At 52.3% G+C, this 19,692-nt stretch carries 18 protein-coding genes; 12 read left to right on the forward strand and 6 right to left on the reverse strand.

Going from position 1 to position 19,692, the window contains the following annotated elements; genetic code table 11:
* Positions 1-17 precede the first annotated feature (17 nt).
* The 5 genes from J4E05_RS15390 to J4E05_RS15410 all read right to left on the reverse strand — a co-directional run bounded on the left by J4E05_RS15390 (position 18) and on the right by J4E05_RS15410 (position 5,596).
* Positions 18-1,010 carry an ABC transporter ATP-binding protein gene (locus J4E05_RS15390; RefSeq protein WP_085591835.1) on the reverse strand — a complete coding sequence of 331 codons (993 nt, stop codon included), beginning with the start codon at positions 1,008-1,010 and terminating at the stop codon, positions 18-20.
* The gene (locus tag J4E05_RS15395; RefSeq protein WP_349597159.1) at positions 1,007-2,008 is read right to left on the reverse strand and encodes an ABC transporter ATP-binding protein; all 1,002 of its coding nucleotides are present in this window, start codon (positions 2,006-2,008) and stop codon (positions 1,007-1,009) included. The genes J4E05_RS15390 and J4E05_RS15395 overlap by 4 nt, the downstream gene beginning before the upstream one ends.
* Before the next feature lie 14 nt (positions 2,009-2,022).
* On the reverse strand, positions 2,023-2,940 hold the full coding sequence (locus tag J4E05_RS15400) for an ABC transporter permease subunit (protein WP_085591839.1): 918 nt from the start codon (positions 2,938-2,940) through the stop codon (positions 2,023-2,025).
* On the reverse strand, positions 2,940-3,860 hold the full coding sequence (gene oppB / locus J4E05_RS15405) for an oligopeptide ABC transporter permease OppB (protein ID WP_085591841.1): 921 nt from the start codon (positions 3,858-3,860) through the stop codon (positions 2,940-2,942). Before oppB ends, J4E05_RS15400 begins: the two co-directional genes overlap by 1 nt.
* Before the next feature lie 77 nt (positions 3,861-3,937).
* Positions 3,938-5,596 carry a peptide ABC transporter substrate-binding protein gene (locus J4E05_RS15410; RefSeq protein ID WP_349597163.1) on the reverse strand — a complete coding sequence of 553 codons (1,659 nt, stop codon included), beginning with the start codon at positions 5,594-5,596 and terminating at the stop codon, positions 3,938-3,940.
* Between the two features lie 776 nt (positions 5,597-6,372).
* On the opposite strand from J4E05_RS15410, the gene J4E05_RS15415 reads away from it, so the two are divergent.
* The 8 genes from J4E05_RS15415 to J4E05_RS15450 all read left to right on the forward strand — a co-directional run bounded on the left by J4E05_RS15415 (position 6,373) and on the right by J4E05_RS15450 (position 13,560).
* The gene (locus J4E05_RS15415) at positions 6,373-7,314 is read left to right on the forward strand and encodes a class I SAM-dependent methyltransferase (RefSeq protein WP_349597166.1); all 942 of its coding nucleotides are present in this window, start codon (positions 6,373-6,375) and stop codon (positions 7,312-7,314) included.
* 144 nt (positions 7,315-7,458) lie between these two features.
* Positions 7,459-8,190, forward strand: a complete 732-nt coding sequence (gene queC / locus J4E05_RS15420; RefSeq protein ID WP_349597169.1) for a 7-cyano-7-deazaguanine synthase QueC — start codon at positions 7,459-7,461, stop codon at positions 8,188-8,190.
* Between the two features lie 311 nt (positions 8,191-8,501).
* On the forward strand, positions 8,502-8,858 hold the full coding sequence (gene queD, locus J4E05_RS15425) for a 6-carboxytetrahydropterin synthase QueD (protein ID WP_349597172.1): 357 nt from the start codon (positions 8,502-8,504) through the stop codon (positions 8,856-8,858).
* Positions 8,855-9,685, forward strand: coding sequence for a 7-carboxy-7-deazaguanine synthase QueE (gene queE / locus J4E05_RS15430; protein ID WP_503012339.1), 831 nt, complete (start codon positions 8,855-8,857; stop codon positions 9,683-9,685). The genes queD and queE overlap by 4 nt, the downstream gene beginning before the upstream one ends.
* Positions 9,686-10,278: 593 nt before the next feature.
* On the forward strand, positions 10,279-11,892 hold the full coding sequence (locus tag J4E05_RS15435) for a BCCT family transporter (RefSeq protein WP_349597175.1): 1,614 nt from the start codon (positions 10,279-10,281) through the stop codon (positions 11,890-11,892).
* Between the two features lie 437 nt (positions 11,893-12,329).
* Complete coding sequence (locus J4E05_RS15440) at positions 12,330-12,878, forward strand: GNAT family N-acetyltransferase (RefSeq protein ID WP_349597178.1); 549 nt, start codon at positions 12,330-12,332, stop codon at positions 12,876-12,878.
* Between the two features lie 243 nt (positions 12,879-13,121).
* Positions 13,122-13,262 carry an entericidin gene (locus J4E05_RS15445; RefSeq protein WP_085591855.1) on the forward strand — a complete coding sequence of 47 codons (141 nt, stop codon included), beginning with the start codon at positions 13,122-13,124 and terminating at the stop codon, positions 13,260-13,262.
* A gap of 121 nt (positions 13,263-13,383) precedes the next feature.
* The gene (locus J4E05_RS15450) at positions 13,384-13,560 is read left to right on the forward strand and encodes a DUF1328 family protein (RefSeq protein WP_085591857.1); all 177 of its coding nucleotides are present in this window, start codon (positions 13,384-13,386) and stop codon (positions 13,558-13,560) included.
* A gap of 103 nt (positions 13,561-13,663) precedes the next feature.
* On the opposite strand, the gene J4E05_RS15455 is transcribed toward J4E05_RS15450, so the two are convergent.
* Complete coding sequence (locus J4E05_RS15455) at positions 13,664-14,692, reverse strand: helix-turn-helix domain-containing protein (RefSeq protein ID WP_349597183.1); 1,029 nt, start codon at positions 14,690-14,692, stop codon at positions 13,664-13,666.
* 216 nt (positions 14,693-14,908) lie between these two features.
* Here J4E05_RS15455 and J4E05_RS15460 point away from each other — a divergent pair, with 216 nt between their 5' ends.
* The 4 genes from J4E05_RS15460 to alaS all read left to right on the forward strand — a co-directional run bounded on the left by J4E05_RS15460 (position 14,909) and on the right by alaS (position 19,591).
* Positions 14,909-15,958, forward strand: a complete 1,050-nt coding sequence (locus J4E05_RS15460; RefSeq protein WP_349597186.1) for an alpha/beta hydrolase family protein — start codon at positions 14,909-14,911, stop codon at positions 15,956-15,958.
* Between the two features lie 226 nt (positions 15,959-16,184).
* On the forward strand, positions 16,185-16,325 hold the full coding sequence (locus J4E05_RS15465; RefSeq protein WP_349597189.1) for an entericidin: 141 nt from the start codon (positions 16,185-16,187) through the stop codon (positions 16,323-16,325).
* 104 nt (positions 16,326-16,429) lie between these two features.
* Positions 16,430-16,735, forward strand: a complete 306-nt coding sequence (locus J4E05_RS15470) for an NIPSNAP family protein (protein WP_349597191.1) — start codon at positions 16,430-16,432, stop codon at positions 16,733-16,735.
* A gap of 201 nt (positions 16,736-16,936) precedes the next feature.
* A complete protein-coding gene (gene alaS, locus J4E05_RS15475; protein ID WP_349597194.1) occupies positions 16,937-19,591 on the forward strand; it encodes an alanine--tRNA ligase in 2,655 nt (884 codons plus the stop codon).
* Positions 19,592-19,692 lie beyond the last annotated feature (101 nt).

Genomic DNA, 19,692 nt, shown 5'->3' on the forward strand with positions numbered 1-19,692 from the left:
TCATATCCCGATTGATCTTACATTTCGTCGTGGAAATGGCAGGCGACCTGATGTTTGGGGCCTAAAACCTCGATAGCGGGGATATCGGTTGTGCATTTTTCCCGTGCATAGGGGCACCGCGTTCGAAACACACATCCCGATGGCGGGTTGATCGGGCTGGGCAGTTCGCCGGTTAGAACAATGCGTTCCTTGTTGCGTTCCAAAATCGGATCGGGGATGGGAACAGCCGAAATCAGCGCCTTGGTATAGGGGTGTTTGGGCGCGTTATAAATGGTATCGCGATCTGCAATCTCCATCACGTTGCCCAGATACAGAACCAGGATGCGATGGCTTATGTGACGCACCACCGACAGGTCGTGGCTGATAAACAGCAAAGCCAGGCCAAATTCGCGCTGCAATTCCTGCAACAGGTTAACAATTTGCGCCTGAATGGAAACGTCCAGGGCGGAAACGGCCTCGTCACACACAATCAGCTTGGGCCGCAAAATCATGGCCCGGGCAATACCGATACGCTGGCACTGCCCGCCGGAAAATTCGTGAGCATAGCGGTTGATCATGTCGGGCAGAAGCCCGACACGTTCCATGATTTCGCGCACTTCATCGCGCACTTGTGCCTTGGTTAGTTCGGGCCGGTGCGTGATCAGCGGTTCGGCAATGATCTGGCCGATGGTCATGCGCGGGTCAAGCGATGCCAACGGATCCTGAAAAATAATCTGAAGATCGGACCGTAATGCCTGCATCTGTTTGTGATTGATCGATGCCAGATCACGGCCCAGCCAAACGGCTTCACCGGCACTTGGCTCGATCAGGCGTAAAATGGCCCGCCCCAGTGTGGATTTGCCACACCCGGACTCACCAACAACACCCAGTGTTTCACCAGATTTTATCTGAAAGCTGACACCATCAACCGCTTTAAGCGGCACAGTTTTTTTGAACAAAATACCACCCGCAGGTACATCGAAATGCACCTTCAGGTCTTTGACATCCAGAAGAACGGGTTCAACAGTCATGCGGCAAGTCCCTTGTTGTCTTCCAGGTGGCAGGCTTTTATGTGCGGGGTATCCGTGCTGCTTGTTGTTGTGGTTGTTCGTGGTATGGGTAATTCAGCAATACAACGATCAAACGCATGCGGGCAGCGCGGGGCAAAGCTGCACCCGGCAGGCAGGCGTTGCAGGTTGGGCGGCTGGCCGGGAATGGTGATGAGTTTTTCGTCGCTATTAACCACATCAAGGCGCGGTGACGATGCCAGTAACCCGGCGGTATAGGGATGTTGCGGGTTGGCAAACAGTTCGTTGACCGGCGCACTTTCAATAATGCGCCCGGCATACATCACCTGCACATGGTCGCAAATACCGGCGACAACGCCCAGATCATGGGTGATCATGACAATCGCGGTGTTTAAATCGCGTTTCAAATCGCCCAGCAGGTCCAGAATTTGTGCCTGCACCGTCACATCAAGTGCCGTTGTCGGTTCGTCGGCAATTAGAAGTTCGGGTTCACATAAAAGAGCCATGGCGATCATAACACGCTGGCGCATCCCGCCCGAAAATTCGTGCGGGTACATGTCAAACCGTTTGCGAGCCTCGGGGATGCGTACGCGGTCTAGCATGGCAAGTGCGCTGGCACGGGCGTCTTTTTCGCTCATGCCCTTGTGATGTACCAGCACTTCGGAAAGCTGTTTTGAAATGCGCATATAGGGGTTAAGCGATGTCATCGGGTCTTGAAAAATCATCGACATGCGCAACCCGCGAACCTTGTTAAGGTCGGATGTGGGCAGGCCGATCAATTCCTGCCCGGTCAGTTTGGCCGACCCGGTCGAATAACCGTTTGATGCCAAAAGACCCATGATCGACAAAAATGTCTGGCTTTTGCCCGATCCGCTTTCACCGACAACACCCAATGCTTCGCCAGCTTTGATTGAAAAGCTGACATCATTAACGGCTTTCACATCGCCATCGTGGGTTTTAAAGACCGTTGTCAGGCCCTGAACGTCAAGAATATTGCTCATGGCGTCATGCTCCTTTAGCGGTCACGCGGGTCAAGCGCATCGCGCAGCCCGTCGCCGATGAAGTTAAAGCAAAACAGAATGGCAGCCAGGATTGTTGCCGGAAACAGCAGTGTCCAGGGGGCACTTTCCATTTGCTGCGCGCCTTCGGAAATCAAAACACCCAGGCTGGTCATTGGTTCTTGCACACCCAGCCCCAAAAACGACAGGAAACTTTCAATCAGAATCACCTGTGGAATGGTCAGGGTGACATACACAATCACCGGGCCAAGCGCATTGGGCACAATGTGACGGCGAATGATGTTGAAGTTTGAAACGCCCGATGCCCGTGCGGCCTCGACAAATTCACGATTTTTGATCGATAGTGCCTGACCGCGCACAATGCGTGCCATGGTCAACCATTCAACCGCGCCCAGGGCAGCAAAAATCAGGTAAATGTGACGGCCAAAAACCACCATCAGCATGATGACGAAAAACATGAAGGGCATTGAATACATGATATCGACAATGCGCATCATGATGTTGTCGGTGCGCCCGCCCATATAACCGGAAATCGCCCCATAGGTCACACCGATCAGCAGTGAAACCGAGGTGGCAACAATGCCGACCATCAGTGAAACCCGAATACCATACATGGAGCGAACAAAAAGGTCGCGGCCATTGGTGTCGGTGCCAAACAGGAAACCGGCCTGAATATCGGGCGGGGCCTGAATGTAGTCCCAATAGATTTCATCAAACGGATGGGGGTGGACCATTGGCACAATGATGGCGGTCAGGGTGATCAGCACCAGCAGGGTGACACTGACCATTGCGGCCTTGTTGGCGCGCAGGCGGCGAAAGGCATCCTCCCACAGAGAGCGGCCCTTGACGTTTCCGCCCGCCATGGCCAGATCGACGGCCTCGGTTGCGGAACCGGGTGTGGTTTTTGCAAACATTACTGCATCCTCACCTTGGGATCGAGCAGGCCATACACAAGGTCGACCAACAGATTGAACAGAATAATCAGCGTGCCATAGAAAATGACGACCCCCATCACCAGCGTGTAATCGCGGTTAAGTGCCCCCTGGACGAAATAACGCCCGATCCCGGGGATGGAGAAAATCTGTTCGATCACAACTGAACCGGTGATAACTGCCGCACTTGCCGGGCCAAGATAGGAAACCACCGGCAAAATACCGGCTTTCAGGGCATGACGGGTGATCATGACCCGTTCCGGCAGGCCTTTGGCGCGGGCCGTACGGACAAAGTTGGATCGTAAAACCTCGATCATGGAGCCGCGGGTGAGGCGGGCGATATAGGCGATTTGCGGCAGGGCAAGGGCGATAATGGGCAGAACAACCTGGTCAAGCCCCTGTTCCCAGCCGCCAACAGGTAGCCAGCGCAAATAAACCCCGAATATAAGGGTTAAAAGCGGCGCCATAACGAAGTTTGGAATGGTAATGCCTGTCATGGCCGTTGCCATAACCGCGTAATCAAGTTTGGAGTTTTGTTTTAAAGCCGCCAGCGTTCCCAGTAGCGTGCCAAAGATCAAAGCCAGAAAAATGGCCGATCCCCCCAATGTCAGCGACACGGGGAAGCCACGAAATATCAGTTCGGTCACGGTAAAGTCGCGATACTGGAAAGACGGGCCGAAATCGCCCTGTACCACATCACCCAGATAGCGGCCATATTGCATCCATAACGGTTCATCAAGGTGATAAACGGCGTTCAGGTTGGCGGCGACCTCGGGCGGGACAGAACGTTCCTTGTCAAACGGTCCGCCCGGTGCGGTGCGGATCAGAAAGAATGACAGGGTGACAATGATAAAAAGCGTCGGGATCGCCCCGAGCAATCGTTTGAGCGTAAAGCCAAGCATCTGATTATCCCCAAAGCCTGTCCGCCGCGCAAGGTGGTTACGCGGCGGACAGTGCGTTCAGACTGTTAATCGAACGATTATTTTTCGATATACAGGTACTGCGAACGAACATGGTCCATCACGTTGACATGGCCTTTGCCATCGGCATCCCAGCCTTTGACATAGGATTTGATCATGTGCTTGGTCACATAGTGATAGATCGGGGCAACAGCGTTGGCTTTCAGGAAGATTTCCTCGGCATTGCGCAGCAGTTCCATCCGTTTTTCGGAATCCTGCTCGTTCGAGGCTTCGTCCATCAGCTTGTCAAATTCCGGGTCGTCAAAGCCGGTATCGTTCAGGCCGGAGTCTGATTTCCACAGTTCCAGGAAGGTGTTGGGGTCGTTGTAATCGCCAATCCAGCCAGCGCGGAAGACCTGGGTTTTTTCCTTGGCTTTACGGGTTTCAAGGAAGACCTTGAATTCTTCGTTAACCAGGTTGACCTTGGCGCCAAAGACGCTTTTCCACATCGAGGCAATCGCAATGGCGATTTTCTTATGGTTGTCGTTGGTGTTGTAACGAATTTCGACAGTAACGGGGTTATCCTTGGAATAACCGGCTTCCTGATACAGCTTGTAAGCTTTTTCGTTACGTTCCTTTTGGGTCATGTCCTTGAAATCGGCATAGACAGGGGTGTAACCGGTCATGCCCGGCACGACATAGGCATAAGCCGGAACTTCGCCAGCGGTGACGATTTTGTCCATCAGGATGTCGCGGTTGATTGCCAGCGAAAAGGCTTCGCGCAGCTTGGCATTATCAAACGGCGGCTTGGTCATGTTAAAGCCGTAGTAATAAACGCCCAGATAGTTCGACACGACGAATTCGTCGTTCATGTTGTCACGGATCCATTTGATCTGGTCGTTCGGGACTTCATAGGTCCAGTCCAGTTCGCCGGCGCGGAAACGCTTCAGTTCGGCGGTGGTGCTTTCGGTCGGATAGTAAATAACCTTGTCAAGCTTGACGCTATCGGCATTCCAGTAGCTGTCATTTTTGCTTAGCACGATGCGCGATTGCGGGTTCCATTCGTCCAGTTTGAAGGCACCGTTGGTGACCGAATTGCCCGGGCGGGTCCACTGGTCGCCAAATTTTTCAACAGCAGCCTTGTTTACCGGATAGCTGATGGAGTGGGTCAGCAAACCGAGGAAATAGGGGGTCGGGCCAGCAAGGTCCACTTCAAGGGTTTTGTCGTCAATTGCCTTGGCGCCGAGTTCTTTTGGCTCCATTTTGCCAGATGTAATGTCATCGGCATTTTTGATCGGCGCCAGAAGGAACGAATATTCAGAACCGGTTTTGGGATCAACTGCGCGCTGCCAGGCATAAACAAAGTCGCCGGCTGTAACAGGGTCGCCGTTGGTCCATTTGGCATCATCGCGGATTTTGAAGGTGTAGGTCAGGCCGTCTTCGCTGACTTTCCAGCTTTCGGCTTCGCCGGGTACAATTTTACCGCTGGCTTCTTCACCAACCAGGCCTTCATACAGATCACGCAGAATGTGCGAGGCTGGAACATCTTCGGCAATTTGCGGATCAAGGCTGCCCGGCTCGGAGCCATTGCCACGGTTCAGCACCATTTCAGCCTGTGCTGCAACCGGCGCGAGTGCAGCCATGCTGCCTGCAAGAAGGCCAGTGCCGATAAGGAAAGCTCGTGACGAATTAAAGAAGCCGTGCACGAGACCCCCTTTGGTCTTCGTGATGAATGACATTCAGTATGTCTCCCTTTGTTTTTGTTTGGTCGCCCTGGAGCGGGAAGCATCCCCACTAATGCGTACGCGAAAATACTGATGACAAACATTGTTTCCTGCAAGCGGCAATTCCATAAATTGGAAACAATTGAAAATTATTTGCGCAAAATTGAGATAATTTTAGGTGATATTTCCAAATACAACCAATTGACGGTTTATAGTTGCGCCTGTTGGGGCGTAGTACAATGTCATGAGATTTGCCTAAACCGTTGCTGCGCAAGGCTTGATAAAGCATGGCAACCAGGCTGGCCTAAACCGCCCATATGCTTGATCAAGCTATGTATTTTCCTGCCTTCTGGGTTGCGCGCATAAATTTTTTGCTAATCACCTTCTGGGCGAATGGGCAGGCAAGCCCCGGTGTTCATGTGATTTTTTCTGGAATAAGCGTTTGAAAATAAATAATTAATTCTCAAAATGGCAAAATCGCGTTAACCGATTCGACGACGAAGATTTTCAGTTGGGCAATGTGATGCGACTCGATGATTCTAAACATCTTTTTTCATGCAGTGATTTTGTTCACATCATCGCGGAATGTTGCCTTTAAAACAGGCAGTTTGCTAAATTTATGGGCATTTAGCCGTAAGCGGTTTTCATGAAAATTGGGTGGCTTTGTCACCTGTGGTAGAAAACAATTTCCTGAAAACCATGCACAGGTATTGTTAGTCCAAACGGGTTGACGATCTGCTTAATGATCGTTGCGTCAGTTAAAAACAAAATTTGCAGGGCAGGAAAAATGCATGACCAAGAACAACCCGCCTAATGTCTGGCAAGACCTTTCGGCTGACTGGCTTAACTGGGCGGACCGTCTTGCTGCGCAGGCCGGAAAAATTAATCGTTATCTGATTGATGCCCTTAATCTGCCAGCCCTTGATGCGGCATCCCCGGGCCGGGATTTGCAGGTGCTTGATCTGGCATCGGGGGTTGGGGAACCGGCATTTTCGATTGCGCAGATGCTGGCCGGGAATACGACCGGCCGTGGTGACGATAGTGCCGCTGGTGCGGGCGGAAACAAAGACAACGGAAACGGTGCCGACGGGACTATACCAGTGCTGGCGGGCCGGGTTGTTGCCTCTGATATTGTGTCAGGCATGTGTCGCGGGTTGGCCGCGCGCGCCGTGGCTGAAGGCATTGGTAACCTGAATGTCGTTACGGCGGACATGGAAGCCTTGCCGTTTGCGGCTCGGACGTTTGATGCCATATCGTGCCGGTTTGGTGTGATGTTTTGTCATCGGCCCGATTTGGCTCTTGCTGAAAGTTATCGTGTTTTGGTGCCTGGGGGCAGGGCCGGGTTTATGGTGTGGGCCCCCATGGCGGATAACCCGTTATTTATTGCAATGGATAAGGTTTTGCGTGCTGAAATCGGCATTGGATTTGACAGTGCCGGCTTGAATTTGTTCGGGTTTGCTGATCCGGAAACATCACTTGCACGGATGAGAAAGGCCGGATTTACCGATATATCGCTTTCCACCCGGGCCCCCGTGGGGCGCATTCCCGAAAATGCGGCCTTCTGGCGACCGCAGATGGAAATGCTGTTTGGACCATATTTGCGCCATGCCGGGGAAAAACGGTGTTTGGCAATTGATGCTGCCATGCGGGCAGAACTGGCGCAATTTGTTGATGAGGCTTATTTTCGGGTGCCTGTATGCTTTCATATCCTATCCGGTAGTAGGGGGACTTAAACTTTAATAGGTCAAAAAAACTTGCCTTTTTTTGCTGCACGTGCGAGATGGAAAGCTTGGCGAGCCGTTCTGTCGGGTTAAAAACCGGCGTAATGGCTCCCCCTGTCGTAGCACCAGGTAAAAAACACGCAAAGGTTTGGGATAATGAAAACCATCGTCGTCTGTTCGGGCGGGCTGGATTCTGTTACATTGGCGCATAAGGTTGCGCGTGAACACAGTCTGCACGCCCTGATTTCCTTTGATTATGGTCAGCGCCATAAAAAGGAACTGGATTTCGCCGCTGATGCCGCCCGGGATTTGGGGGTTCGCCATCATGTGGTTGATTTAACACCGGTTGGCGCATTGCTGACGGGGTCGTCATTGACCAGCGACGATGTTGCTGTGCCCGATGGCCATTACGCAGAAGAAACCATGCGGATTACCGTGGTGCCCAATCGTAATGCCATTATGATGTCAGTGGCGTTTGGTGCGGCGGCCAGTGCCGGTGCTGACGCGGTTGCTGCGGCCATGCATGGCGGTGACCATTTTATCTATCCCGATTGTCGGCCCGACTTTATCGACGCCTTTCAGAAAATGCAAAACCACGCATTGGACGGTGTCGCGAAAATCCGTCTCTATACACCGTTTATCAACGCGACCAAGGCCGATATCGCCGCCGAAGCCGGACGGCTGGGTGTGCCGATTGACCGGACATGGTCGTGTTATAAAGGGGAAGAAGTTCATTGCGGGCGTTGTGGTACCTGTGTTGAACGTCGCGAGGCGCTGGAACTGGCCCGTGTACCTGATCCCACGGTTTATATTGACCGTGAATACTGGAAACAGGCCCGTGCTGAACATGCCATGCGCAAAATGGCAGAAAACGCCCCCAAGGTTTGATCCGCCCCGGAAGGCAAAAACATGCCGGGCGCGGTACACAGCATGTGCCAGCCTTGCACGTTTGAAAATTCCGGCACCTGTTGGCTAACCGGCAGTCTTGTTATCTTTACGGGTCATGCACAAAAGGCATTTTCGCCGGGCGCAACAACGGGTCACCGTACGATTATGGCTATTTCTAACACCGGTTAATGCGGCCCTGTTTGGGGGCGGGATTAACCATGGATGATACCGTGTAAATTTTGCGCGACCGGATATGTCATACCCAGCCAGGTTTGAAACGCCCGGACCGCGCCGTATAACAGAGCCAATAAATGTTCAGAATTACCAAGCAGTTTGCTTTTTCGGCCTCTCATGTTCTGGGGGGGCTTTCGCAGGATCATCCGTGCGCGCGCCTGCATGGGCATAATTATATTGTCGAGATTGAATTGCAGGCTGCAACGCTTGATAGCCGGGGTTTTGTGCGCGATTATCGCGAATTGACCCCGCTAAAACGCCTGATTGACGATGAATTTGATCATCGCCATTTAAATGATGTTCTGGGTCATGATCACGTCACGGCTGAAAACATGGCACAGTTTTTTTATGACTGGGCCAAGGGCCGCTGGCCGGAGGTTTCCGCTGTACGGGTGTCGGAAACCCCTAAAACCTGGGCGGAATATCGCCCATGAGCCAGCACAGCGCCCCTGCCTTGCTTGCACCGGATTGTTCGTCTGTGGCCGACCCCGTTATGGATGGCGACAGCGACAAAGTGCGCCAGCACGGCAAAATTCGCATTTCCGAAATATTCGGCCCCACGGTTCAGGGGGAAGGTGCGCTTTTGGGGATGCCGACGGTTTTTGTCCGTACCGGCGGGTGTGATTTTCGGTGTTCGTGGTGCGATACATTATATGCCGTGGACCCGGCCTTTCGTGCCGACTGGCAGCCAATGGATGCGAATGGCATTTTGGCCCGGGTTTGCGAACTGTCCAATGACCGGCCTGTTTTAGTGACACTTTCCGGCGGAAACCCGGCCATTCAGCCGCTGGAAACCCTGATTGATCAGGGGCATGAACAGGGCTTTACCTTTGCCATTGAAACCCAGGGCAGCATCGCACGCCCATGGTTTGCCAAACTTGATCATTTGACCTTAAGCCCCAAGCCGCCCTCAAGTGGTACCGTTTTTAAGGCCGATGATCTTGCTGCCTGCATTGTCGCAGCACGCAAGGGCGAGGGAGCCGGGCCCGCCATTACGTTGAAATTTCCCGTAGCAGATGACGATGACCTGGCTTTTGCCAATCATGTGCGACAGTTACATGCGGATATTCCGTGCTATCTGCAACCGGTAAATGCCACCCCTGCTGCCCCGCATCCCGACGGGGCAAATGGCGTCGATATTGATGCCCTGACCGAAAAATACCGCTGGCTGGTAGATCAGGTTGCGCAAAAAGGCTGGTTTGATGTGCGTGTCGTGCCGCAATGGCATGTCCATGTGTGGGGTAATTTGCGCGGGGTTTAACGGCTTTTTTCCGTTCTATACCCATTATCGATAAGAAGAACGCATCGATAATTCGATAGGTGCGACGGTGTTGCGCACCCCGTGCCGCGAAAGACAAAGGCTTCGTCGCGTCCGCCCGCCGGGTAAGCGGCTTGTTAACCGGTTTCGGTCAACAAGCTTTGGTCAATGTCGCTGGCTTGTGATCTGCGGTTGCTTTTTTTATCGGCCAGTATTGTGGGCTTTTGGCATTGCCCTATACAGAAAACGCGCAAATGTACCAACATTCTGTCGCAAATATTCAATTTGCACCGCAATGGTTATGTCAACCTTGCAAATAATAAACTTTTGGGTTTATTTTTTTGAGGGTGCCTTTTCACATGGTCTTTTGTTCCGGTGAAAGGTGCGCGGCGTCGAAACGCAATATTTCCCTTCTGCCGCTGCTTTGGGTTCTGCATTTCATTGAAAAGATGAGAATCTTTTTTATTCCAAAATGAATATCTGACGAAACTCATAAAACGGCAGGGTTCGCACCTTTTAGGTGATTGGAAATATAAAAAATAAAATAATCAAAGCCTCAAAATATTCGGGGGCAATCAGGCAGAGGAGGGCAGTATATGAGTGAGACTGGTATACCCGCGCCAGAGGGTGATTCAGAGGTAATCGAGACCGATTATGTCATTGGTCAGGATAATATTTCCAAACAGATTGGCCCATTTGGCCTTGATATTCATAATCCGGTTTTCGTGATATCCGGATTGACGATTGTTGCTTTTGTCCTGCTGACATTGGCGCTTCAAAATCAGGCGGGCGCCGTATTTAACGAACTACGGGACTGGCTTACCTCGACATTTGACTGGTTCTTTCTTCTTGCAGGCAATGTTTTTGTCCTGCTGTGCCTGTTTCTGATTGTTTCGCCCTATGGCAAGGTTCGGATCGGGGGACAAGATGCAACGCCGGATTATTCCTATTCCGGCTGGTTTGCCATGCTGTTTGCAGCGGGGATGGGCATCGGCCTGATGTTCTACGGCGTCTCGGAGCCGATTTCTCACTTTTCATCATCCTTCGCAGACAATGCAGGAACAGCAGCAAGTTGGGCGCCACTTGGCGGTGCACCAGGCAATGCCCTGGAAGCCCGGCATCTGGGGATGGCTGCAACCATCTTTCACTGGTGCCTGCATCCGTGGGCGATCTATGCCATTGTGGCGCTGTCGCTGGCGATTTTCTCGTATAACAAGGGCCTTCCCTTGACGATGCGCTCGATATTCTATCCGGTGTTTGGCGAGCGGATATGGGGGTGGCCTGGTCACATTATTGATATTCTTGCCGTTTTCGCGACGCTTTTTGGCCTTGCCACGTCATTGGGTTTCGGGGCAGAGCAGGCCAATGCAGGCCTTCATCACGTTTTTGGCCTGCCGGTTAATGAAGTCTCAAAAGTATTGCTGATCGTCGGCATCACAGGCATTGCGCTGGTATCCGTTGTTGCGGGCCTTGATGCGGGTGTGAAGCGCCTGTCAGAAATTAATATGGTGCTGGCAGCATTGCTGCTTCTGTTTGTGGTGCTTGTCGGTCCGACCTGGGCAATCATTTCAGGCTTTTTCACCAACCTTTACGAATATGCCCGCTATTTGCCCGAATTGTCGAACCCCTTTGGCCGTACGGATGACAATTTCCGCGATGGTTGGACCGCCTTTTACTGGGCCTGGTGGATTTCGTGGTCACCTTTTGTTGGTATGTTTATTGCCAGGATTTCGCGGGGGCGAACGGTTCGCGAGTTCATTGTTTGTGTTCTCATTATTCCGTCGCTTGTTTCGGTATTCTGGATGACAGCCTTTGGTGGCACTGCAATCAGCCAGATCGTCAATGACGGGTATCAGGCCGTTGTTGATGCACCGCTCGAACTTAAACTGTTTTCAATGCTTGAGGCATTGCCGCTTCAGGCGATCACGTCATTCATTGGTATTTGTCTGGTGATTGTCTTTTTCGTCACGTCGTCGGACTCTGCATCCCTTGTGATCGACACGATTACGGCGGGTGGCAAGGTTGACGCGCCCCTTCCGCAGCGTGTTTTTTGGGCCAGCTTTGAAGGGCTGGTTGCTATTGCACTTTTGCTAGGCGGCGGATTGGGGGCGTTGCAGGCAATGGCGGTTTCAACAGGCTTCCCCTTTACCTTTGTTTTGTTGCTTGCCTGTTATGCCATCGTCAAAGGTTTGGCAAGCGAACCACGCTAATCTAAAAAGCCGAATTTAACCAACAACACCCCGTGTAAATGCACGGGGTGTTGTTGGTTTGCGGCCAATTTTCTTTTCTCTGTCTTTGGTCATGTGAATGGTGCAGTTTGTCCTTGCTACCAGCATGATCGTAGTGCGTAATGGCGGGGTAACCAGCCTGGCAGTTACACTGAAATTTCCCGTACCAGACACAAAAAATGTTGTATTCGCCGATCCTGTGCGGCGGGCACAGGCGATATTTTGTGTTGTCTGTACCCGGTAAATACTTCCCCATTGTTGCGCCACGTCCTTGGGGCGCAATTGATATTGATGTTCTATCGGCAGCTTTGGCGGGTGGGTGGACCCGTTTTTCAAACGGGTCGGTATGATGCGCGTGCCATGTGGCAATGGCGCATGTTTCAGGTTTTCGTTTTTTCGTTCCGGCGACAGGGTTTCCCATGGTCATTTTACGTCTTCAATCCCCCGATCATCCCGCGATTAAAAATCTGTTTCAACAGGCAGATCATCGCAGTGCCTCTCTTTATCCGGGGCTGGATCGTTCGGGCACAAGCGCACAGCATTTGATCGCGCAGGGGGCACGTTTTTTTGCTGCTTGTGATAAAACCAGCGGCCAGATTGTCGGATGCGGTGGTTATGTGCCCATGCCTGATCATGGCACCGAGGTGCCGGACATGTTGCCATCTCCGCCTGCGGCGGGGCAAGGGGCCGGAACAGTGGAAATCAAACGTTTGTTTGTCGACCCGTTGGCAAGGCGGCAGGGCATTGCCCGACAGATCATGGTCTGTATCGAGGATAATGCCCGTAAATCGGGGTGTCAGGCGATTTATCTGGAAACAGGTGTCAAATCAACGGCGGCAATTTTGCTTTATCAGTCGCTTGGTTTTGTTCGTTGTGCGCCATTCGGTCCGTATCAGGATGATGATAACAGTGTTTTCATGCGAAAGCCGCTGGTGGCGGAAAATACCATTACGGAAGCCTTCACATAAAACCCGAAAGCGGCATTTGAATGTGATGCCCGTGTGAAAACTGTATCTGCCCGATCTTGCCCCAAAATGATCACGATTTGTCTCAATCGCAGAATACCGCAGTTTTTGAAGTGATTTTGAGTCAAAAAGCCGCAAGTCATGCTTATTGCAATCTTTTGTGCGGAACAAGAAACATCATCCCGCGTTTGAGATGGTGTGTAGAGAATACAAAACAATCTCAAGATCAAGGATCAGGAGAACATCATGTCTACTTTCTTGAAACGCTTTTTTGCTTTGGCCATCATTGCCGGTTTCGGCATGGGGTTGGCCGCTTGTGAAACCGCTGACGGTTTTGGCAAGGATGTCGAAAAGCTGGGTGACAACATTCAGGAAGGCGCCAACTGATTCTTTCCGGGCGCAGGCTCGCGACCGATCGGTTTTGGCTGACGGCTGGTATAAAACTTGAACAGAAAACACGGGCAATTTACCGGCCGCCTGAAAATATAATAACAACAGGAGAATTTTGATGCTTGGTTGGGCAATTTTCTGTCTTGTCTTGGCATTGCTGGCCGCCGTTCTTGGTTTTGGCGGGCTTGCCGGAACATTTGTTGGAATCGCAAAGATTTTGTTCTTTGTCTTTATCGTTCTATTTGTGGTGTCGTTGCTGGTCAACGCCCTGCGGGGGCGCCGCCCGCCCGTTTAGGCCGATACGTATGAAGGTAATCAAGTGATTGCCACAGACACAAAAACGGACCCTGCAAAGGGTCCGTTTTTGTGTCTGGAAGGTGGGTTTGCGACAGTTTTTATTATGTTTTTTGCGCTTCTTGTCCGTTTTGCTGCCATTCGCCAGGGGGCTTTCCGGTAATGCGTAAAAATTCCCGGTTAAAATTTGACTTGGTGTTAAAACCGCTATCAAGCATGGCTGTCGTTACGTTTTGACCCTGCAACAGCAACGAACAGGCGTGGCGAACCCTGTAGCCGTTAATATAACGCGACACATTTTCACCTGTAACCGCATTGATCGCCGTTGAAAGCTGTTTAAGGGGTAATCCCATTTTACGCGACAGGCGCGCCAGCGTCAGGTCCGGGTCCAGATATAGCGGGTCACGATCAAGCAAGGCGGCCAGCTGATGCATGATTTTTGCGTGCTGATCGGTTTGGACGGTCGGGGTGGTAGCGGTGGTTTGGGGTGTTCGGGCTGCCGATGCTGTGTCGTAATTGGTTTCGATATCGTGTGACAGGCACAAATAGCCAATTACCAGCAACGCAACCGAGGATGAAATGCTTAAAATCCAGCCGGGAAAAGCGACAAAGCCGTAAGCCAGCGACAGGTTGATCAGCGCATCACCACCTGCCGATATGATCAGCGCCACAGCGATTACACGCCATATTGTGGCGGGCAAATGCCCCGCCGACAGGCGCGTATGGGCCAGATCGTCCTTCATCACATGCAGCATTGTCAAAATGGCAATGCCATACCCGGTAAACAGCATGATCAGCAGGGCATCAATGGCCATCGGCACAAGAAAAATGCAGGTGATAACCAGCACCGGGACCAGCAGGTGAAGGTAATCCCTGATCCGGGTTTGAACCCGAAGGCAGCTTTCAAGAAAGGCCACCCAGACAATGGCGGGAATAAGCGATGCTGTAACAGGTTGAAGCCAGTGAAGTGCTGTTATGCCGTAATATTGTACAAGCGACGTAATCACACTTTGCACTGCGCAAGCCACGAGCAATACCAGTAAAAAAGGTTGCCCGCGCCTGCGCGAAATATTGCGCAGAAACAAAAAAGCCAGCACCAGGGCAATGATCATGGGCAGCGGTAAAACAAGCATCAGAGAGATTTCACTTTACGGCCATTGGGGTTCAACCGGCTTTTGGCGGGTTTAATCAGGTTCAACAGGTTTCATACCAGTTTTCGCCAAGGAAGACATATGCAGAAACGGGTTCTAAAACCGGTTTTGCGTGTCCTAAAACCGGTTTCAGGACGCAACGATGTGCCATAACAGGGCAATTTCAAACCGTTGAAATTTAAAACACGGATTGAGATCATGAAATATCTAACATCTGTTTTGAGTATGGCTACCGGGTTGTGGTTATTGGCTGGATCGGCGGCGTTGGCGGGGAATCCACCAGCCGGCGATTATGCCGGTTACGACCGGTTTGATGTGCGGGCGGCCCATCGTTCGCAGCCGCTTTCGGCATCGGTCTGGTATCCTGCCGGGACGCACATTTATCATGCACCGGTTGGCAAAAGCCCGATATGGCAAGCAACCGAGGCTTATATTGGCGCGGCCATTGCGCCGGGCCGCCATCCGCTGGTGGTGTTTTCGCATGGTTCTGGCGGTAATATGGACCAAATTGGCTGGTTATCATCACAGCTGGCGTTGCGCGGGGCGATTGTTTTGGCGGTTAACCATCCAGGCACAACCAGCGGTGATTCATCGCCTCGACGTACCATGTATGTTGGTCAACGATCAGCCGATATCTCCGCCGCCCTTGATCAGATCCTCGCCAATCCCGAATTTGCGCCGTATATCGACCCGTTCCGTATTTCTGCCGTGGGGTTTTCGCTTGGCGGCACAACCGTCTTAAACCTGGCCGGTGCCCGGTTTGATCCTGAATTGATGGCCGAATATTGTGCGAAACTTGGCGATCAGGCGCAAGACTGCCGGTTTTATCGCAAAGGCGGGGTCGATTTTAGCCACCTTCCCGCTGATTTTTCGGCAACGTCCCGCGATGGGCGTATTGGCCGGATCGTTGCCATCGAACCGGGCATGACCTATGCGGTTAACAATAGCAGCCTTGCCGCCGTTACCGCCCCGGTTTTGTTCATTGGCCTTGGTGGCGAAAATGGCTGGAAAGCGGGGGATGTGGGGTCAACGGGAAGTAACCTTGTGGCGAAAATGAAAAATGCGTCGCAAGTGGTTTTCAGCCCGGCATTCCACCTGACATTTCTGGCGGAATGTGTGCCAGGTGCCGCCGAAATATTAAAACAAGCCGACGATGACGACCCGGTTTGCACTGACCCGCAAGGCACCAGCCGAAAAGAGGTGCATTACCAGATTATCAAGGCAATTGCCGCATTTCTGAAACTTTGACCAGCGGGTTTTGTCGCCCGTTATGGGGCCGGTTTGCCGGTTTTGGTTGAAAATGCCGTTATCACAATAACAGGACCGCAATTTTTGTAGGGTGCGGGCATGATTTCGTTATATTTTGCGCATTAATCAAATCGGGTTCATTGCGCCGGTTGCCTGTTCGGGGCTGGCGCATGATCCTTGTTGTGACGTTTTATGTGCTTTGTGCGAAAGCAGGAGAATACGGGTAATGGAAAAGCGGATCCGCAATGCTGTGGTAATTTTGGTGATGATGGCATTTGGTGTTGCGCTGGCAGGTTGTGAAACCGCCGACGGGTTTGGCAAGGATCTGGAAAAGCTGGGGCAAAATATCCAGAAAAAGGCGAATTAACATCATACACATTTGCGCCCGTCGCACCGGATATGCCGGTGAAGCACGTTGTATTGTTGCCGTGCTGCAAGACGTTGATGTGTTGTGTTCCAAAGAGGGTTGTCGTGATTACCTGTTATTTGAAATACGTGATTGATATGCATAAAATCCCCGAATTCGAGGATTATGCCCGGCGCTGGATTCCCATTGTTAACCGCATGGGCGGCACGCATCACGGGTATTTTCTGCCTCATGAAGGGGCCAGCAACATTGCCTATGCCCTGTTCAGCTTTCCCAGCCTTGCCGCGTACGAAGATTATCGCAATCGCATGGCGGATGATGCCGACTGTGTTGCAACGCTGGATCTTGAAAAGCGTAACCGCAGTATCATGAGTTATGAACGTAGTTTCATGCGGCCGGTTCTTGGTTAGCGGTTACGATTGGCTGTGCGGCAAGGTTATGGTTGCGATGATATCGGCCATGAGATTGGCGGCGGATAAAACGCAGAAATCATGCCATAAACACCGAAAAGCCTTTCCCCGACTGGACAGCGCAAGGCCGAGCCGCTAAACAGGGCAGTCAACCCGCCGTAAAGCGGGTGTTTTGTTCCGCGTTTTCCGGGTTGGAGAGAGATGCAGACCGTTAACGATATCCGCACCACGTTTTTGGAATTTTTCCGCAAAAACGGCCACGAGGTCGTTTCTTCCAGCCCGCTGGTGCCGCGCAATGACCCGACCCTGATGTTTACCAACGCAGGGATGGTGCAATTTAAAAATGTTTTTACCGGGCAAGAGCAACGCGATTATTCGCGTGCGACCACCTCGCAGAAATGCGTGCGGGCCGGGGGCAAACATAACGACCTTGAAAATGTGGGGCATACGGCGCGCCATCACACGTTCTTTGAAATGCTGGGCAATTTTTCGTTCGGCGATTATTTCAAGGAAAACGCGATTGAATTCGCCTGGAACCTGATCACGAAGGAATATGGCCTTCCGGCAGATAAATTGCTGGTGACCGTCTATCATACCGATGACGAGGCCCACGGTCTTTGGAAGAAAATTGCCGGACTGACGGATGACCGTATCATTCGGATTCCGACCTCGGACAATTTCTGGTCCATGGGCGATACCGGCCCGTGTGGTCCGTGTTCGGAAATTTTCTTTGATCATGGCGATCATATCTGGGGTGGCCCCCCGGGCAGTGCGGATGAAGATGGCGACCGTTTCATCGAAATCTGGAACCTGGTGTTCATGCAATATGAACAGCTGGCCAATGGCACCCGTCTGGACCTGCCCAAACCATCAATCGATACCGGCATGGGGCTGGAACGCGTTGCTGCCGTGTTGCAGGGCAAGCACGACAATTACGACATTGATTTGATGCGCGCCCTGATCGAAGCATCGGCCGATGTGACCAATACCGACCCCGACGGGCCGTTTAATGTGTCGCACCGCGTGGTTGCCGACCATTTGCGCTCTACCAGCTTTTTGATTGCCGATGGTGTTTTGCCGTCCAATGCCGGCCGCGGTAACGTGTTACGCCGTATCATGCGTCGTGCGATGCGTCATTTGCACATGATCGGCACCAAAGATCCGCTGATGTATAAGCTGGTTCCGGCCCTTGTGCGCAAAATGGGGGCTGCCTACCCCGAACTGGTTCGTGCGCAGGCATTGATCGAAGAAACACTGAAGCTGGAAGAACACGGCTTTAAAACCATGCTCGACCGTGGTTTGAAGATGCTGGATGACGCGACGCTTGATATGGGCGAAGGCGCAGTTCTGCCAGGCGAAGTGGCGTTCAAGCTGTATGATACCTATGGGTTCCCGCTTGATTTAACCGCCGATGCCCTTAAACCGCGCAAGATCGAAATTGACGAAAGCGGTTTTTCATCCGCCATGGAAGAACAAAAGGCCAAGGCCCGTGCGGCATGGTCAGGTTCGGGCGAAGCGGCAACCGAGGAAGTCTGGTTCGATTTGAATGACCGTTTGGGTGCGACCGAATTTTTGGGTTATGAAACGGAAAGTGCCGAAGGCGTCATTACGGCCATCATCGTGGATGGTAAGGAAACCGACATAGCCAAAGCTGGCGATGCCGTTGCCATTTTGGCCAATCAGACACCGTTTTTTGGTGAGTCCGGTGGCCAGCAGGGTGATGCCGGTGTGATCAAAACCGCCAAGGGCGCGGTGATTGAAATTGCCGATACCCAGAAAAAACTGGGCAGCCTGCATGTGCATATCGGCAAGGTTGTTTCGGGTGAAATTAAAACCGGCGATGAAGCCGAATTCAAGGTGGACCATATCCGCCGTGCCAGCCTGCGTGCCAACCATTCGGCAACGCATTTGCTGCATGCTGTGATGCGCAAACATCTGGGCGGCCACGTCACCCAGAAAGGGTCGCTCGTCGCACCGGATCGTTTGCGTTTTGACGTGTCGCACCCCAAACCCGTCACAGCCGAAGAAATTGCCGTGATCGAAACCGATGTGAACCGCCTTGTTCGCGAAAATACCGAAGTCGTCACCCGTTTGATGACCCCGGATGAAGCGATTGAACTGGGCGCTATGGCACTGTTTGGTGAAAAATACGGCGATGAAGTCCGTGTTGTTTCCATGGGCCTGCCCGAAGACAAATCCTTTGCCTATTCGCTGGAATTGTGCGGCGGCACCCACGTCAAACGCACGGGCGATATTGGCCAGTTTAAAATTGTTTCCGAAGGGGCGGTTTCCAGCGGTGTGCGCCGGATCGAAGCCCTGAGCGGGGCTGATGCTGCCAATTACATGGCAAATCGTGACCGTTTGTTGCAGTCTGTCGCCGGTGATTTGAAAGCTGTTCCCGAAGATGTGCCCGAACGTGTGCGCGCCCTTCAGGATGAACGTCGCCGTCTGGAACGCGAAGTTTCCGATTTGCGCAAAAAACTGGCGACCGGCGGTGCTGGTGGCGCCGGCGGTGCCGAAGGTTTCAAGGAAATTAACGGCGTTAAAATTTCGTTCCGTGTTCTTGAAGGTATTCCGGCCAAGGAACTTAAAGGCATGGTCGATGAATTGCGCAGCCAGATGGGATCGGGCATTGCTGCCCTGATCGCGCTTGACGGCGGCAAGGCATCCATCGTGGTTGGTATGACCGAAGATTTGGTCGCAACCCATAACGCGGTTGATTTGCTGCGCATTGGTGTGGCCGAACTGGGTGGCAAAGGCGGTGGTGGCCGCCCTGATATGGCACAGGGCGGTGGGCCCGATGGTGACAAGGCCGCACAGGCACTGGCCGCGATTGAAGCCAAACTGGCCGGTTAAATTTTCGGCACAACCGTTGTGCTGTTTTGCTGATATCAAACGAAAAACCCCGTTGCGTTTCTGTAGCGGGGTTTTTTGTTTGTGGGTGCTATTTGTGTTGA

It is taken from the genome of Thalassospira sp. NFXS8 (genome assembly GCF_040148805.1).
In the GTDB taxonomy this organism is placed as follows: domain Bacteria; phylum Pseudomonadota; class Alphaproteobacteria; order Rhodospirillales; family Thalassospiraceae; genus Thalassospira.

Excerpts from the sequence above, each read along its gene's own strand:
- J4E05_RS15400 (WP_085591839.1), bottom strand. The coding sequence starts at position 2,940 with ATGTTTGCAAAAACCACACCCGGTTCCGCAACCGAGGCCGTCGATCTG.
- J4E05_RS15435 (WP_349597175.1), top strand. The coding sequence starts at position 10,279 with ATGAGTGAGACTGGTATACCCGCGCCAGAGGGTGATTCAGAGGTAATC.
- alaS (WP_349597194.1), top strand. The coding sequence starts at position 16,937 with ATGCAGACCGTTAACGATATCCGCACCACGTTTTTGGAATTTTTCCGC.
- J4E05_RS15415 (WP_349597166.1), top strand. The coding sequence starts at position 6,373 with ATGACCAAGAACAACCCGCCTAATGTCTGGCAAGACCTTTCGGCTGAC.
- J4E05_RS15395 (WP_349597159.1), bottom strand. The coding sequence starts at position 2,008 with ATGAGCAATATTCTTGACGTTCAGGGCCTGACAACGGTCTTTAAAACC.
- J4E05_RS15460 (WP_349597186.1), top strand. The coding sequence starts at position 14,909 with ATGAAATATCTAACATCTGTTTTGAGTATGGCTACCGGGTTGTGGTTA.
- J4E05_RS15410 (WP_349597163.1), bottom strand. The coding sequence starts at position 5,596 with ATGTCATTCATCACGAAGACCAAAGGGGGTCTCGTGCACGGCTTCTTT.
- oppB (WP_085591841.1), bottom strand. The coding sequence starts at position 3,860 with ATGCTTGGCTTTACGCTCAAACGATTGCTCGGGGCGATCCCGACGCTT.
- J4E05_RS15440 (WP_349597178.1), top strand. The coding sequence starts at position 12,330 with ATGGTCATTTTACGTCTTCAATCCCCCGATCATCCCGCGATTAAAAAT.
- queE (WP_503012339.1), top strand. The coding sequence starts at position 8,855 with ATGAGCCAGCACAGCGCCCCTGCCTTGCTTGCACCGGATTGTTCGTCT.
- J4E05_RS15445 (WP_085591855.1), top strand. The coding sequence starts at position 13,122 with ATGTCTACTTTCTTGAAACGCTTTTTTGCTTTGGCCATCATTGCCGGT.
- J4E05_RS15390 (WP_085591835.1), bottom strand. The coding sequence starts at position 1,010 with ATGACTGTTGAACCCGTTCTTCTGGATGTCAAAGACCTGAAGGTGCAT.
- J4E05_RS15455 (WP_349597183.1), bottom strand. The coding sequence starts at position 14,692 with ATGCTTGTTTTACCGCTGCCCATGATCATTGCCCTGGTGCTGGCTTTT.
- J4E05_RS15450 (WP_085591857.1), top strand. The coding sequence starts at position 13,384 with ATGCTTGGTTGGGCAATTTTCTGTCTTGTCTTGGCATTGCTGGCCGCC.
- queD (WP_349597172.1), top strand. The coding sequence starts at position 8,502 with ATGTTCAGAATTACCAAGCAGTTTGCTTTTTCGGCCTCTCATGTTCTG.
- J4E05_RS15465 (WP_349597189.1), top strand. The coding sequence starts at position 16,185 with ATGGAAAAGCGGATCCGCAATGCTGTGGTAATTTTGGTGATGATGGCA.
- queC (WP_349597169.1), top strand. The coding sequence starts at position 7,459 with ATGAAAACCATCGTCGTCTGTTCGGGCGGGCTGGATTCTGTTACATTG.